Annotated in this window: 14 protein-coding genes; 1 reads left to right on the top strand and 13 read right to left on the bottom strand. The window is 66.9% G+C overall.

Annotation, left to right across the window (positions count from 1 at the left end; all coding sequences use genetic code 11):
* Position 1: 1 nt before the first annotated feature.
* The 12 genes from rpsP to BU28_RS22965 all read right to left on the bottom strand — a co-directional run bounded on the left by rpsP (position 2) and on the right by BU28_RS22965 (position 11,526).
* Positions 2-364 carry a 30S ribosomal protein S16 gene (rpsP, locus tag BU28_RS0113055; protein WP_028719876.1) on the bottom strand — a complete coding sequence of 121 codons (363 nt, stop codon included), beginning with the start codon at positions 362-364 and terminating at the stop codon, positions 2-4.
* 49 nt (positions 365-413) lie between these two features.
* On the bottom strand, positions 414-710 hold the full coding sequence (locus BU28_RS0113060) for a chorismate mutase (protein WP_028719877.1): 297 nt from the start codon (positions 708-710) through the stop codon (positions 414-416).
* A gap of 88 nt (positions 711-798) precedes the next feature.
* Positions 799-1,329 carry a GNAT family N-acetyltransferase gene (locus BU28_RS0113065; protein WP_028719878.1) on the bottom strand — a complete coding sequence of 177 codons (531 nt, stop codon included), beginning with the start codon at positions 1,327-1,329 and terminating at the stop codon, positions 799-801.
* Positions 1,330-2,826, bottom strand: coding sequence for a signal recognition particle protein (gene ffh / locus BU28_RS0113070; RefSeq protein ID WP_028719879.1), 1,497 nt, complete (start codon positions 2,824-2,826; stop codon positions 1,330-1,332).
* A gap of 292 nt (positions 2,827-3,118) precedes the next feature.
* Positions 3,119-5,077: a protein meaA gene (locus BU28_RS0113075; RefSeq protein ID WP_028719880.1), complete on the bottom strand. Its 1,959-nt coding sequence runs from the start codon at positions 5,075-5,077 to the stop codon at positions 3,119-3,121.
* A gap of 179 nt (positions 5,078-5,256) precedes the next feature.
* Positions 5,257-6,672 (bottom strand): FAD-binding oxidoreductase, encoded by a 1,416-nt coding sequence (locus BU28_RS0113080; protein ID WP_028719881.1) that lies wholly within the window; start codon positions 6,670-6,672, stop codon positions 5,257-5,259.
* Between the two features lie 81 nt (positions 6,673-6,753).
* The gene (locus BU28_RS0113085; protein ID WP_028719882.1) at positions 6,754-7,245 is read right to left on the bottom strand and encodes an Lrp/AsnC family transcriptional regulator; all 492 of its coding nucleotides are present in this window, start codon (positions 7,243-7,245) and stop codon (positions 6,754-6,756) included.
* 171 nt (positions 7,246-7,416) lie between these two features.
* Positions 7,417-7,755, bottom strand: a complete 339-nt coding sequence (locus BU28_RS0113090) for a tRNA-binding protein (RefSeq protein ID WP_028719883.1) — start codon at positions 7,753-7,755, stop codon at positions 7,417-7,419.
* 58 nt (positions 7,756-7,813) lie between these two features.
* Positions 7,814-8,308, bottom strand: coding sequence for a winged helix-turn-helix transcriptional regulator (locus tag BU28_RS0113095; protein WP_028719884.1), 495 nt, complete (start codon positions 8,306-8,308; stop codon positions 7,814-7,816).
* A 32-nt stretch (positions 8,309-8,340) separates the two neighbouring features.
* A complete protein-coding gene (locus tag BU28_RS0113100; protein WP_028719885.1) occupies positions 8,341-9,063 on the bottom strand; it encodes a haloacid dehalogenase type II in 723 nt (240 codons plus the stop codon).
* A 9-nt stretch (positions 9,064-9,072) separates the two neighbouring features.
* The gene (locus BU28_RS0113105; protein ID WP_028719886.1) at positions 9,073-10,425 is read right to left on the bottom strand and encodes an aminotransferase class III-fold pyridoxal phosphate-dependent enzyme; all 1,353 of its coding nucleotides are present in this window, start codon (positions 10,423-10,425) and stop codon (positions 9,073-9,075) included.
* Between the two features lie 123 nt (positions 10,426-10,548).
* Positions 10,549-11,526: a 2-hydroxyacid dehydrogenase gene (locus BU28_RS22965; RefSeq protein WP_081791377.1), complete on the bottom strand. Its 978-nt coding sequence runs from the start codon at positions 11,524-11,526 to the stop codon at positions 10,549-10,551.
* Between the two features lie 173 nt (positions 11,527-11,699).
* Between BU28_RS22965 and BU28_RS0113115 the strand changes: the two genes are divergently transcribed.
* Positions 11,700-12,884 (top strand): NAD(P)/FAD-dependent oxidoreductase, encoded by a 1,185-nt coding sequence (locus tag BU28_RS0113115; RefSeq protein ID WP_028719887.1) that lies wholly within the window; start codon positions 11,700-11,702, stop codon positions 12,882-12,884.
* A gap of 109 nt (positions 12,885-12,993) precedes the next feature.
* Here the strand turns inward: BU28_RS0113115 and BU28_RS0113120 are convergent, their stop codons facing one another.
* Complete coding sequence (locus BU28_RS0113120) at positions 12,994-14,298, bottom strand: NAD(P)/FAD-dependent oxidoreductase (RefSeq protein ID WP_028719888.1); 1,305 nt, start codon at positions 14,296-14,298, stop codon at positions 12,994-12,996.
* Positions 14,299-14,344 lie beyond the last annotated feature (46 nt).

A 14,344-nucleotide genomic window follows, 5' to 3' on the forward strand; every position in this document is an offset into this window, starting at 1 on the left:
ATTATTCCGACGCGGCCTCGGTGCCGGCGGCCTCACGCGCGGCGCGCTTTTCGGCACGCTCTTTCGCAGCCTTGCCCGGCTCGCCTTTCTTGAGGTTCTTGCGCTCGGTTTTCTCTTTCACGCCAGCGGCTTCCAGGAAGCGGGCGACGCGGTCCGTGGGCTGCGCGCCCTGACCCAGCCAGTACTGGACGCGTTCCACGTCCATCTTGATGCGGTCTTCGGAATCCTTGGCCAGCAGCGGGTTGTAGGTGCCCAGCTTTTCCAGGAAGCGGCCGTCGCGCGGCATGCGCGAATCGGTCGCGACGATGGCGTAATGCGGGCGCTTCTTGCTGCCGCCGCGGGCCAGACGGATTTTCATTGCCATTGGGTTTTCTCCTTTGAAATGGCGGTGTTAGCCGGGCTTGGCCCGGCTGTCAGGCTTGGAAGGTCTCGTGATGCCGGATCACTTCGGCAATCACGAAATTCAGGAATTTGCGCGCGAATTCCGGGTCGAGATCGGCCTCGCGCGCGAGGCGTTCCAGCCGCTCGATCTGGCTCGCCTCGCGGGCGGGATCGGACGGAGGAAGGTCGTGTTCGGCCTTGAGGCGGCCGACGTTCTGGGTGTGCTTGAAGCGCTCGGCCAGCGTATAGACCAGGATCGCGTCCAGACGGTCGATGCTGGCGCGGTGCTCTTTCAGAAGCTGCGCGGCGCGGGCGGCGTCATCCTTCACGCGGAAAACTCCAAGCAGTTGATTTTCAAGAAAGCGGCTGTGCACCGCCCGTACACCGGGCGTACACCGGCCATGCACCGGGCGTCGCTCATGCGAAGGCCTCCGCCGGGTGGCGCCAGACGTCGCAGGGCTCGGCGCCGGGATGCGCGGCGGCGGCATCGCGCTCGGCCCCCAGCCGCCGGGCCAGCGCGGCCGAGCGGTCGTTGGCGGGCAGGATATAGCTGACGGCGGTGGTCCAGCCGAGGCTGCGGGCGGCAAAGTCGCGGGCGGCCAGCGCCGCCTCATGCGCGATGCCCCTGCCCTCGGCGGCGGCGTCCCACAGCGTCCAGCCGATCTCGGGCTCGGGCCAGCCGTCGGGAAACCAGGGCCCGATCCCGCCCAGCGCGGCACCGCTCGCGCGGTCGGTCACGGTGAACAGCCCATAGCCGCGCAGCACCCAATGGCCGATGATATGGCCGAAGGCGCGCCAGGCCAGGCCCGGCGCCAAGAGCGGCCCGCCGACCCAGACCGAGCGTTCGGATGCGGCAAAGTCACGCCAGACCGGCCAGTCGCCAGCCTGCGGCGCGCGCAGGACCAGACGCTCGGTCGTCAGCACAGGCGTGTCGGAAAGCGTGATCACCTATTTCTTCCCGAACAGCCCGGAAAGCCCGCCGGGCAGGTTCATGCCGCCCAGCTGCCCGCCCAGGCCCTTGGGGTCCTGCAGCATCTTGGTCGCCTCGGCCATCTGGGCCGGATCGACATTGGCCATGTCGGGCAGGCCGCCACCCTTGCCGGCCATGGCGCGCATGGCCTGCTTCAGCATGCCGCCCTTGCCCATCTTGCCCAGCTTCTTCATCGTGTCGGCCATCTGCTTCTGCATCTTCAGAAGCTTGTTCAGCTCGGCCACGTCCATGCCGGCGCCGGCGGCGATCCGCTTCTTGCGGCTGGCCTGCAGCATGTCCGGGTTGGCGCGTTCCTTTTTCGTCATCGAGTTGATCAGCGCGATCTGGCGCTTCAGCGCCTTGTCGTCGAGCCCGGCCGATTCGGCCTGCTTGGCCATCTTGCCCATGCCGGGCATCATGCCCATGATCGACTGCATGCCGCCCATCTTGATCATCTGCTCAAGCTGGTTCTTCAGGTCGTTCATGTTGAACAGACCCTTCTGGAAGCGCTTCATCATGCGCTCGGCCTGCTCGACCTCCAGCACCTCCTGCGCCTTCTCGACCAGGGCGACGATGTCGCCCATGCCGAGGATGCGGCCGGCGATGCGCTGCGCATCGAAGACCTCGAGGGCGTCCATCTTTTCGCCCAGGCCGACAAAGCGGATCGGCTTGCCGGTGACGGCCCGCATCGAGAGCGCCGCGCCCCCGCGCCCGTCGCCGTCCATCCGCGTCAGCACGACGCCTGTGACACCGACCTTGGCGTCGAATTCGCTGGCGACATTGACGGCGTCCTGGCCGGTCAGACCGTCGACGACCAGCAGCGTCTCGCGCGGGCTGGCCACGTCGCGGACCGCCTGGACCTCGTCCATCAGGACTTCGTCGATGTGCAGCCGACCGGCGGTGTCGAGCATGTAGACGTCATAGCCGCCCAGGGACGCCTGCTGCTTGGCGCGTTTCGCGATCTGGACCGCATTCTCGCCCGGCACGATCGGCAGGGTGTCGACGCCAATCTGGCTGCCCAGGATCGCCAGCTGCTCCATCGCGGCCGGGCGGTTGGTGTCCAGGGACGCCATCAGCACGCGCTTCTTCTCGCGGTCCTTCAGGCGCTTGGCGAGCTTTGCCGTGGTGGTGGTCTTGCCCGAGCCCTGCAGCCCGACCATCAGGATCGGCGCCGGCGGGCTGTCGATGCGCAGCGCGTCGGGCGCGCCCTCGCCCTGCAGGACCTTGATCAGCTCGTCATGGACGATCTTGACGACCTGCTGGCCCGGCGTCACCGATTTCGTGACGGCCGCGCCGGTGGCCTTGGCGGTGACCGACTTCACGAAGCTGCGCGCCACGGGCAGGGACACGTCGGCCTCCAGCAGGGCGACGCGCACCTCGCGCATGGCGGCGGCGACGTCGTCCTCGGACAGCGCGCCCTGCTTGGTCAGCCGGTCGAAGACGCCTCCAAGGCGGTCGGACAGGTTTTCAAACATCGGCGGCCCTCCAGTGGTTTGCCGTTTGCCCCGGAAGCGGGACGCGATAGGCAGAGACGCCCCCGTGGGCGCAACGCGCTGACGGGGGGCGATCCCCGGCCGAGCCAGGGACCGGAAGGGCAGACCTTCCGGGAATCCGGGGATGCATAGTCCAGATGGCGGCGCGAGTCAACCGGACGCGCCCCGCCCCGACGTCCCGCCTGGCCAGCGGTCGCGACCGGGTATTTCAGCAACAAGGAAACGCCAGGGTCTTCCTTGTTGCCCAAATACCCATGCGGCGCCCGCCACGGGCTCAGGCGGCTGCCTCCTTGGGCGCGACCAGGGCCACGATGTCCATCATGATGCGGTTCAGTTCGAAGTCCTTGGGGGTATAGACGCGGGCCACGCCCATGGCGCGCAGCCGGGCGGCGTCGTCGTCGGGGATGATGCCGCCGACGACCACCGGCACCTGCGCCAGCCCCGCCGCGCGCATCCGCTCCATCAGGTCCTCGATCAGCGGCAGGTGGCTGCCCGAGAGGATGGAGAGGCCGACGATATGGGCGTCCTCCTCGGCCGCGCGGGCGACGATCTGCTCGGGCGTCAGGCGGATGCCTTCATAGGTGATGTCCATGCCGCAATCGCGGGCGCGGAAGGCGATCTGCTCGGCGCCGTTCGAATGGCCGTCGAGGCCCGGCTTGCCGACCAGGAACTTGAGCCGCCGGCCCAGGCGATGGCTGACCGCATCCACCGCCTCGCGGATCGGCTCGAGCCCCTCGGTGCGGTTCGAGGGCGATTGCGACACGCCCGTGGGCCCGCGGTATTCGCCGTGGACCTCGCGCATGACCTGGGCCCATTCGCCGGTCGTGGCCCCGGCCTTGGCGGCGGCGATGGAAAAGGGCATCACGTTCTGGCCCCTCTGCGCGGCATCGCGCAGCGCGGCGAGGGCGGCACGGGCGGCCGTCTCGTCGCGGGCTTGCCGCCAGGCCTGCAGCCGGGCGATCTGGTCCTGTTCCACCGCCGGATCGACGACCATGATGCCGCCGTCGCCCGCGGTCAGCGGCGAGGGCTCGCCCTGCTGCCAGCGGTTGACGCCCACGACCACCGTCTCGTTCGCCTCGATCCGGTTCAGCCGCGCGGCGTTCGATTCGACCAGCCGCGACTTCATGTATTCGATGGCGGCGATGGCGCCGCCCATCTGGTCCAGCGTCGCCAGCTCTGACCGCGCACCCTCCTTCAGCTCCTCGACCTTGGCGGCGATGGCCGGATTGCCGTCGAAAAGATCGCCGTATTCCAGCAGGTCGGTCTCATAGGCGACGATCTGCTGCATCCGCAGCGACCATTGCTGGTCCCAGGGCCGAGGCAGGCCCAGCGCCTCGTTCCAGGCCGGCAGCTGCACGGCGCGGGCGCGGGCGTTCTTGGACAGCACCACGGCCAGCATTTCCAAGAGGATGCGATAGACGTTGTTTTCCGGCTGCTGCTCGGTCAGGCCGAGGCTGTTCACCTGCACGCCGTAGCGGAAGCGGCGGAATTTCTCGTCCTCGATGGCGTAGCGGTCGCGGCAGATCTCGTCCCAGAGTTCGGTAAAGGCGCGCATCTTGCACAGTTCGGTCACGAAGCGGATGCCGGCGTTCACGAAGAAGCTGATGCGGCCGACCATAGCCGGGAAATCCTGCGCCTCGACCTTGGTTTTCAGATCGTCCAGCACGGCGATGCCGGTCGCCAGCGCATAGGCCAGTTCCTGTTCGGGCGTCGCGCCGGCTTCCTGCAGGTGATAGGAGCAGACGTTCATCGGGTTCCATTTGGGCAGGTTCCGTGCCGTATAGGCCGCGACGTCGGTAATCATCTTCAGCGAGGGCTTCGGCGGGCAGATATAGGTGCCGCGCGACAGGTATTCCTTGATGATGTCGTTCTGCACCGTGCCTTGCAGCTTGGTCACATCGGCGCCCTGCTCTTCGGCCACCGCGATGTAAAGCGACAGGAGCCACGGCGCGGTGGCGTTGATCGTCATCGAGGTGTTCATCTGCTCGAGCGGGATCTGGTCGAACAGCGCCCGCATGTCGCCCAGGTGGCAGACCGGCACGCCGACCTTGCCGACCTCGCCCCGCGCCAGGACGTGGTCGCTGTCATAGCCGGTCTGGGTCGGCAGGTCGAAGGCCACCGACAGGCCCGTCTGCCCCTTGGCCAGGTTGGTGCGGTAGAGCGCGTTCGATTTCTCGGCCGTCGAGTGCCCCGCATAGGTGCGGAACAGCCAGGGTTTGTCCTTCTGCGCCACGACATTGCCTCGCAACTTTATTACCACAGAGGAATGGGTAGCGTAACATTGCTGCGGCGTCAATTCGCCGCAACGCAGAAAATGGGCGGCGACCTCGGCTCCTGCAGGACGCGCTGTTCATGCGGCGGAGGCGAAAGGGCGCCCTGGCTGTCGGCGCCGCTCTCCCTCCGGGGCCCGCGTCATCCGTGGGGAATGACCTTGCCCGGGTTCATCAGGTCCTTGGGGTCCAGGGCCTGCTTCAGCGCGCGCATCAGGGCGAGCTTGCCGGCGGGGGCATGGCGGGCCAGCAGGTCGCGCTTGACCTGGCCGATACCGTATTCGGCGCTGAACGTGCCCTCCATCAGCGCGGCCAGGTCGTAGATCAGCGGCGAGACGCTTGCCTCGAGGGACCGCTTGAAGCCAGGCTGGTCCGACCCTGCCGGCGCCAGGATGTTGAAGTGGACATTGCCGTCGCCGACATGGCCATAGACCGAGAGAATCGCGTCCGGTGCCTCGCGCGCGACGATGGCCGAGGCCGCCTGGATGAATTCGGCCAGGCGCGAGCTTCGCACGGCGACATCGTGCTTGACCGAGCCGCCGTGATGCACCTCGGCCTCGGGGATGCTTTCGCGCAGGGTCCAGAACGCGGCGCGCTGCTGGCCGCTGGCGGCGATGGCGCCGTCGCTGACCAGCCCCTCCTCGAACAGCTGTTCAAGGAGTGCGCTTGCCGTATCTTCGAGGTTCAGGACCGGAGAGGCGGTCGCCGCCTCGAGCAGGACGTAATGCGGGCCTGGCGCCGACAGCGGGTGGCGCAGTTCCGGCCGGGCCGAGAGCAGCAGTTGCAGGGATCTGTCCGAGAGATACTCGAACGAGGTCACCATCTCGCCCGTCTGTTCCTGCGCCATGCCCAGGATGGTCGCCAGGCTGGCGATGTCCTGGATGGCCAGGAAGGCCGTCACCGTCTGGCGCGGCTTGCGGGCCAGTTTCAGCGACACCGCGGTGATGATGCCCAGCGTGCCCTCGGCCCCCAGGAACAGCTGCTTCACGTCATAGCCCGCGTTGTTCTTGCGCAGGGGCGAAAGGTCGCTGAACAGGCTGCCGTCGGGCAGGACCACCTCGAGCCCCAGCACCAGGTCGCGCGCCATGCCGTATCGCAGCACCGACAGCCCGCCCGCATTGGTCGAGAGATTGCCGCCGATGCGGCAGGATTGCTGCGAGCCGAGCCCCAGCGGCATCAGCAGCCCGGCGTCGTCTGCGGCGTGCTGGATCTCGGCCAGAATCATGCCGGCCTCGGCGGTCAGCGACAGGTTGCCCGGATCCAGGTCGCGCAGGCGGTTCATCCGCTCGAGGCTGACGAGCAGGTCCTGGCCGCTGTCCGAGGGGGTGGCCGCCGCGCAATAGCCGGTGTTGCCGCCCTGCGGGACCAGGGCCACGCCCGCAGCCGCGCAGGCGCGGACGATGCGCTGGACCTCGGCCGTGTCGCGGGGGCGCAGCAGCGCGGGCGTGCGTCCGGTATGCTGGCGGCGGAAATCGGTGGCATAGCCGGCGATGATGTCGGGATCGCGGGTGACGATCTCGGCCGGCAGCTGGGCCAGCACCTGTTCAATGGGTTGCACGATCTGGTTTCCTCGACTTGTCTTGCCACGACCGCGAAGGGCCGCCGCTGGGGGAAGGGTTCGCAGCGCCGTCGCCTTGGGTCAGGCGTCCTCGATCAGCGATGCGAGCGGCACCGATTCCAGGTCGATCACCGTTTTCAGGACCACATAGCTGAAGTATTTCTCGATGCCGATATCGCTCTCGAGCATGGCCTCCATCGTCGCCTGATAGCGGTCGATATTGCGCACCACGAATTTCAGAAGGTAATCATAGCCGCCGCTGACCAGGTGACATTCCTTCAGCGCGCTGCATCGGCGGATGCTGGATTCGAATTTCAGGAAATCCTCGCGCCGATGGTCGAGCAGGGTGACTTCGGTAAAGACGGTGATGTGTTCGACCAGCCTGGAAAGCTGGAGCCGGGCGTTATAGCCGACGATGTAACCCGCCTTTTCCAGCCGCTTGACGCGGGACAGGCAGGGGCTGGGCGATAGGCCGACCGCCTCCGCAAGGCGAAGGTTCGTCAGCCGGCCATTCCGTTGCAGCTGCGCCAGAATGTTGATGTCGATCCTGTCGAGTTTCGGCGTCGCGGCCATGCGTGCGGGTTTTCCAATGCTTGAACCTGTCCCCGCGGCTGGTCGCCCGGGGACCCGGCAAGGGTCGGAGAAAACATAGCCCTGTTTCGGAGCGATCAAACCGACATGTTTTCATCGTGTCCATGACAGGATGTCATGGACCTTCGATGCCGGTCGGCGCGCCGCTCCGGGCTAGAAGATTTCCGATCCGACAACGGCCCCGGCGTCGGGCTGAAGCAGCATGGTCCGGCCTTCGGCGTCGGGGGCGCCCATCACCAGGATTTCGGATTTGAAGCCTGCGATGTTTCTTGGCGGCATGTTGACCACGCAGACGACCAGCCGGCCCAGAAGCTCGGCTTCGGAATAGTTCGTGATCTGCGCGCTTGACCAGCGTTCCCCGCCATCCCCGAAATCGACCCTGACCTTGTAGGAGGGATTGCGCGCGCGGGGAAAGGGCTGGACCTCGACGATCTTGCCCACGCGCATCTCGACCTTGGAAAGGTCGTCATAGGTGATTTCCGGTTTCAACACTGTCGTCCTCCGTCCGGGCGCCCTGCGCCCCTGTTCCGTTTCCAGGCCCGAAGTCACATCAGATATCCTTGCGCGTCAATGTCTTGATCGGGACATAGCCGCGGTCCAGCAGGGTCTGGATGACGATATAGCTGAAGTATTTCGAGACGCCGATGTTCTTTTCAAGAACGTCGGAAATGATGTCCTGATAGTGCAGCATGTTGCGCACCGTGAACTTGAGCAGATAATCGTACCCGCCGGAAATGAGGTGCATTTCCTGCAGATTGTCGATCTTGCGGATTTCCCGCTCGAACTTCTGGAAGTCGTCCTTGCGGTGGTCGGCCAGCGTCACCTCGGTAAAGATGATCACGCTTTCCGTCAGCTTGCCGATGTTGATCCGCGCGCGATAGCATTCGATGAAGCCGGCCTTCTCGAGCCGCTTCACCCGTTGCAGGCAGGGCGATGGCGACAGGCCGACCGCTTCGGCCAGCCTGACGTTGGTCATGCCGCTGTCGGCCTGGAGCTGCGCAAGAATGTTGATGTCGATCCGGTCCAGCTTTGGATTGTCAGCCATGCAAATCTTTCACCTCTTGCGCAGCGGCAGCATCAGCCGCGCAGTTCCGCCTGGTGTGCTTTTACCAGATCGGCCATCGAGTTGAACTGGAAGTCATACTTGGGCATTTCGCCCGGGTTCATGGTGGCGCCGAAGCCCTTCTGGTCGTGGCGGCGATAGATCCAGCAATTCGCAAGGCCGTATGCGTTGGCCGGTCCGTGGTCGTGGAACATGCTTTCGGCGGTGTGCAGCACATCGGATTTCTGCAGGCCCAGAGAAGCCAGCTTTTCCAGCATGTAGTCGAAGTTGCGCGGGGCGGGCTTGTAGCTGCCCACGTCCTCGGCCGTATAGCTGCCGTCGAAATCGACGCCGAGCTTCCTGTTCGAGGCGGCGAAGCTGTCGTTGTCGGTGTTGGTCAGCACGATCAGCTTGTAGTGCTTTTTCAGGTATTGCAGCGCGCCTTCGCTGTCGGGGAAGGCCGGCCATTTCTTGACCGACTCGCCGTATTCGACGCATTCCTCGCGGGTGAAGGGAACGCCCCATTCCTCGGCCAGGCGCTTGTAGACGATCTGCAGAAGCTCGCTGTATTTCTTGGCGGGCGTGTATTTCTGCTGGCTGGATTCGTGGCGGGCATGCGCCTCCAGGATCTCGTCGCGCGACAGGTCGCGGTCGACGCGGGCGGTCAGGCCCTTCAGGCCTTCGACCATGCCGCTTTCCCAGTCGATCAGCGTGCCGTAGACGTCGAAGGTCAGGGCCTTGAAATCGGTCAGTTTCATGAGGTTTCCTTACAGGTTGGTGACTTCGGCAAGGGTGGCGCCGACACGGGCGATCAGCAGGTCGATCTCGTCCTGCGAGATGCAGATCGGCGGGGCAAAGCCCAGGGTGCCGTCGTTGAAGGCGCGGAAGATGATGCCGTGGCGATAGCCGGCCTCGGCCAGGCGGGGGCCGATGCGGGCCTCGGCAGGGAATTTCGCCTTGGTCGCCTTGTCGCTGACCAGTTCGATCGCGCCCAGCAGGCCCTGGCTGCGGACATCCCCGACCAGCGGGTGATCCCGGAATTCGCGCAGCCGCTGGCCGAAATAGGCCCCGGCGCGGTGGGCGTTGTCGATCATGCCGCCGCGATAGAGCTTCAGCACCTCGAGCGCGACGGCGGCGCTGACCGGGTGGCCGGAATAGGTCAGCCCGTGGCCAAGCGCCGTGCCCTCGGGCGCCGCGTCGGCAATGACCTGATAGACGCGATCCGCCATCAGCACCGCGCCCATCGGCGCATAGCCCGAGGTCAGGCCCTTGGCGATGGTGATGAAATCCGGGGTCAGCCCCTCGTGTTCGCAGGCCAGCATCGGGCCGGTGCGGCCAAAGCCGGTGATGACCTCGTCGACGATGAACAGGATGTCCAGTTCGCGGCAGGCCTCCTGCATGGCGCGGGCGAAGCCGGCAGGCGGCACGATCACGCCGCCCGAGCCCTGCACCGGCTCCATGATGAAGGCGGCGACGTTCTCGGCGCCCAGTTCGGCGACCTTGTCCCGAAGCGACTGCACGCAGGCCCGGATGATCGCATTGCCGTCGGGGCCGGCCGGGTGGCGATAGGGGTTGGGGGACGGGATATGGTGCTGCCAGGGGCCGGGCACGTCGAAGCCCGTGTGGAACAGCGGCAGCGCGGTCAGCCCCGAGCCGGTGGTGGACGAGCCGTGATAGCCCGATTCCAGGGCGATGAAATGCTTTTTCGTCTGGCGGCCGCGCGCGTTCCAGAAATAGCGCACCAGACGGATCACCGAATCGACCGCGTCCGAGCCGCCCAGCGTGAAGAACACATGGTCCACCCCTTCGGGCGCCAGTTCGGCCAGTTCGGCGGCCAGCCGGATCGCCGGTTCGCTGCCGAAATGGAAATAGCCCGTGGCATAGGGCAGGCGCATCATCTGTTCGGCGGCCGCATCGACAATGCTTTTGTGCCCATAGCCCGCATTGACGCACCACAGCCCGGCGAACCCGTCAAGCAGTTGCCGCCCCTCGCTGTCGGTCAGGTAGCAGCCCTTCGCGGATTGAAGGACGGTGACGCCTTTCCGCTCGTGCTCTCGCAGCGAAACAACGGGGTGGATCAGATGGGCCCGGTCGAGGGCCTGGAGCGAATTGGCGAGCATCGGATGTCCCTTCTTGCGCTGCGGATGTCCCGAGAAATAGCGGGGCGTCGGGGATGTTTTTCCCTTAATCGCCCCAAGTCCCGACATCGCATGACAATTACGCCCGCAATGCGGCAGGAAATGTCAGGGCAGCCGTGGACTTGCGCCCTGCGGGACCGACTCGCCGGAACGGGTGGGCGCCGCCCTGCCCTGCGCTGAACCGTCCCGCGCCGCCTGGACCTGAGCGCAGGTGCGTTTCCAGAGTTCCAGATAGGCGTCGCGGGTCATGTAGGCGGCGTGCGCGGTCAGGGTCACGTCGTCGCGGGCCAGCAGCGGGTCGTCGGGGGCCACCGGCTCGGCGTCGAACACGTCGGTCGCCAGATGGCCGACCTGGCCGCTGTCCAGGGCGGCGGTCAGCGCGGCGGGGTCGATCAGCTGCGACCGGGCGGTGTTGACCAGCAGAAAGCCCGGCGCAGGCAGGGCCAGCCGGGCCGCGTCCAGAAAGCCGCGCGTCGCCTGGTTCAGGGCCAGGTGCAGGGACACGACATCGGCGCCGCGCAGCGCCTCCTCCGGGTCCGGGCAATAATGCGGATGGTCCAGCGCGCTGCGGTTCCAGCCCGCGACCGTCATGCCGAAGGCGGCGCAGCGTTCGGCGAAGGCCCGCCCGATGCCGCCCAGACCCAGCACCGCCACCTTGCGGCCCGCCAGCTGCAGCCCGCCGCGCGGCTGCCAGAGGCCGGCGCGGATCTCGCGGTCCATCCGCGCGATGCGGCGCGCGCCCGCCATCATCAGGGCGAAGGCATGTTCCGCCACCGCGACCGAGCCGTAGCCCGGCGTGGTCAGCACCGCGACCCCGTGCCGGGCGGCCAGCGCGGCATCGACATAGGTCCCGGCCCCGGTGCCCATGAAGACGATGGCCCGCAGGCCCGGCGCCCGGGCAAAGACCGCATCCGGGATCACCGTATGTTCGACCATCAGCACCTGGGCGTCCTGCGCCATGGCCAGGATCGCGGCCGCGTCCGGGTCGCCGCGATGGATGCGCACGCCCGGCGGGACAGGGGCCGCGCCCGCGTCGAACAGCGCGGCCAGTTCCGGGGTGCAGTCGATGAACCAGGCCTTCATGCGTGATCTCCCCGCGCGTTTTCCCTTGTCCGTCCAGACTAGGCCAGTCCTGCGACAGATTCCGTCGACCTGATCCCCGCGCGCGACAGCATGCGTCGCAAGTGCGGGAATGTTTGCTACAAAAACCCGCCGCCTTCGGCGTAAACCGGGCTGGCAACGGACAGGGGAACGACATGCCCAATACTGCGGATTTCATCGTGATCGGCGGCGGGATCGCCGGCGCTTCGGTGGCCTATGAGCTGCTGCCGCATGGCAGCGTGATCGTGCTGGAGCAGGAAAGCGCGCTCGGCTATCACTCGACCGGCCGTTCCGCCGCCGTCATGTCCGAGAACTACGGCCCCCGGCTGTGGAGCCGCCTGGTCAGCGCCACCCGCGGCTTTCTGGAAAACCCGCCCGAAGGCTTTGCCACCGCGCCGCTGGTCACCGACCGGGGCGCGCTGTTCCTGGCCCAGGCGCATGAGACGGAGCAGCTTCAGGCGCAATACGACGACCTGATCGCGCGCGGCGCCAGGGTCGAGCTGGTCGCGGCCGCCGATGCGCTGCGCTGGTGCGAGGTGCTGCGGGCCGAGAAATACGCCACCGCCATGTACGAGCCCGACTGCAAGGACGTGGACACGAACGAGCTGATGATGGGCTATCAGCGCGGCATCCGCGCGGCGGGCGGCGCGGTCGTGACCGGCGCGCGGGTGACCGCGATCCGCCGCGACGCGGGGGGCTGGCAGGTCGAGACGACCGCCGGCGCCTTCCAGGGCGGCGTGGTGGTGAACGCCGCCGGCGGCTGGGTGCAGCAGGTGGCCGAGATGGCGGGCCTGGGCTATCGCAACGTGGTGCCGTTCCGCCGCACCGCCGTCACCTTCGACGCGCCGGCGGGCAGCAACCTGCACCATTGGCCGATGACCTTCGACGTGGCCGAGACCTTCTATTTCAAGCCCGAGGCGGGCAAGGTCATGGTCTCGCCCGTGGACATGGCCCGGTCCGAGCCCTGCGACGCCCAGGCCGACGAGATGGAGGTCGCCATCGCCATCGACCGGATCGAGACCTTCACCACCATGACCGTGCCGCGCCTTTCGCACAAATGGGGCGGCCTGCGCACCTTCGCCCCCGACCACGAGCCGGTGATCGGCCCCGATCCGCAGGACGCGGGCTTCGTCTGGCTGGCCGGCCAGGGCGGCAACGGGGTCATGGCCAGCGCCGCCGCGGCGCGGCTTGCGGCCGCGCTGGCGGTGGGCGCCGGCATCCCCGCCGACATCGCCGCCCTGGGGATCACCGAAGACGCGATCTCGCCCGGCCGCGACTGCGTGCTGGCCAAAGACGACGTGCACGTCGGATCGGCCGAAGCAATCTACGGCGCAGAGTGAAGCAGCGCAGGGGGTTCGTCCCCGGCGGTGTCTTCCGTCTGCAACAAGAAAGGCGGCGCTTGCGGCGCCGCCCTTTTTTGCTGTGCGGATTTCTGCTGTGCGGCGCGGCCTACCGGCCGATCGCGTCCAGGAACTGATACCATCCGGCGACCATGCGCACGGCGGGTTCGCGGACCCCGTACATCGGCACCTGCTTCAGCGGGGTCGCGGTAATCAGGCCCAGGTCCGGCTTTTCCCCGGCAACCACCGCCGCCACGTATTTCCCGATGGCCGAGGACATGGCGACGCCGGTGCCGTTGTAGCCCATGGCGTAGACCGTCTTGTCGTCCAGCCGGCCCAGATGCGGGATGCTGTCCAGCGTCAGCGCCACCAGCCCCGACCAGCGATGCGTGATCCGCTTGCCCTCAAGCTGCGGGAACTGCCGGAACATCGCGCGGCGCAGCGCCTCGAAGGCGGATTCCGAATCCTCCTTGCCGAAGGCGCCGCGGCCGCCATACATCAGCCGGTTGTCGACCTTGCGGAACCAGCGCATCATGCGGCGCGTCTCGGCATAGCTGCGGCCTTCGGTGAACAGGCTGTCGGCCACCGACTGCTCCAGCGGCTCGCTGACGATCATGGCCGACCGGAACGGCACGATGGCCTTGCGCACGCCCCCGGTCGCCGGGGTCAGTTCGTTATAGCCGTCGGTGCCGATGACCATCTGGCCCGCGTTGATGGTGCGTTTCGGCGTTTCCAGGATCACGCGGCCGCCCGACTGATGCGTCTTGAGCACCGGCGAGTTCTGATAGATCGAGACCCCGTCCCGCATCACCCCGTTCGCCATGCCGAAGACCAGGTTCAGCGGGTGCAGCGTGCCCCCGAACGAGGTCAGCATGCCGCCCACGAAATCGCGCGAGCTGGTTTCGGCATGGACCTCCTCGGCACTGACCAGCCGGTTGGTGGTGTCGCCCAGGTTGATGCGCATCCACTCGATCTCTTTTTCGATCTTGCGCATGTAGCTGTGCGTATGCGCGCACAAGAGCCAGCCGCCCTGGCGGTAATCGGCGGCCTCGATGCCGTAATCCTCGACCAGTTCGTTCAGATGCTCGACCGTCTCGCGGCCCAGGGCGTGCATCCGGCGCGCGGCCTCCAGCCCGTGGATGCGGGCGATCTCGGGATAGGTGATGCGGTATTTGGCGGAAACGACGCCGCCGTTGCGGCCGCTGCATCCCCAGCCGATGGCGTTGGCCTCCAGGATGGCGCAGGACAGCCCGCGTTTCGCCAGGTAGCGGGCGGTGGAGAGGCCCGTGAAGCCGCCGCCGATGATGGCGACATCGTACTGCCTGGACCCGCGCAGTTCGGGCGCCTGGGGCCGGTTGACGGCCGTGGCCTGCCAGAACGAGCGGACATCGGCAATCGGCAGGGATTGGGACATGATCTGTCTTTCGTTTCCAGGGTTGAAATGACCGGCGCGGGCAAAG

The sequence above is a fragment of the Paracoccus yeei ATCC BAA-599 genome (genome assembly GCF_000622145.1).
Classification (GTDB): Bacteria; Pseudomonadota; Alphaproteobacteria; order Rhodobacterales; family Rhodobacteraceae; genus Paracoccus; species Paracoccus yeei.

Coding starts and splice junctions, on each gene's coding strand:
- rpsP (WP_028719876.1), bottom strand. CDS start 364: ATGGCAATGAAAATCCGTCTGGCCCGCGGCGGCAGCAAGAAGCGCCCG.
- ffh (WP_028719879.1), bottom strand. CDS start 2,826: ATGTTTGAAAACCTGTCCGACCGCCTTGGAGGCGTCTTCGACCGGCTG.
- BU28_RS0113085 (WP_028719882.1), bottom strand. CDS start 7,245: ATGGCCGCGACGCCGAAACTCGACAGGATCGACATCAACATTCTGGCG.
- BU28_RS0113095 (WP_028719884.1), bottom strand. CDS start 8,308: ATGGCTGACAATCCAAAGCTGGACCGGATCGACATCAACATTCTTGCG.
- BU28_RS0113100 (WP_028719885.1), bottom strand. CDS start 9,063: ATGAAACTGACCGATTTCAAGGCCCTGACCTTCGACGTCTACGGCACG.
- BU28_RS0113105 (WP_028719886.1), bottom strand. CDS start 10,425: ATGCTCGCCAATTCGCTCCAGGCCCTCGACCGGGCCCATCTGATCCAC.
- BU28_RS22965 (WP_081791377.1), bottom strand. CDS start 11,526: ATGAAGGCCTGGTTCATCGACTGCACCCCGGAACTGGCCGCGCTGTTC.
- BU28_RS0113115 (WP_028719887.1), top strand. CDS start 11,700: ATGCCCAATACTGCGGATTTCATCGTGATCGGCGGCGGGATCGCCGGC.
- BU28_RS0113120 (WP_028719888.1), bottom strand. CDS start 14,298: ATGTCCCAATCCCTGCCGATTGCCGATGTCCGCTCGTTCTGGCAGGCC.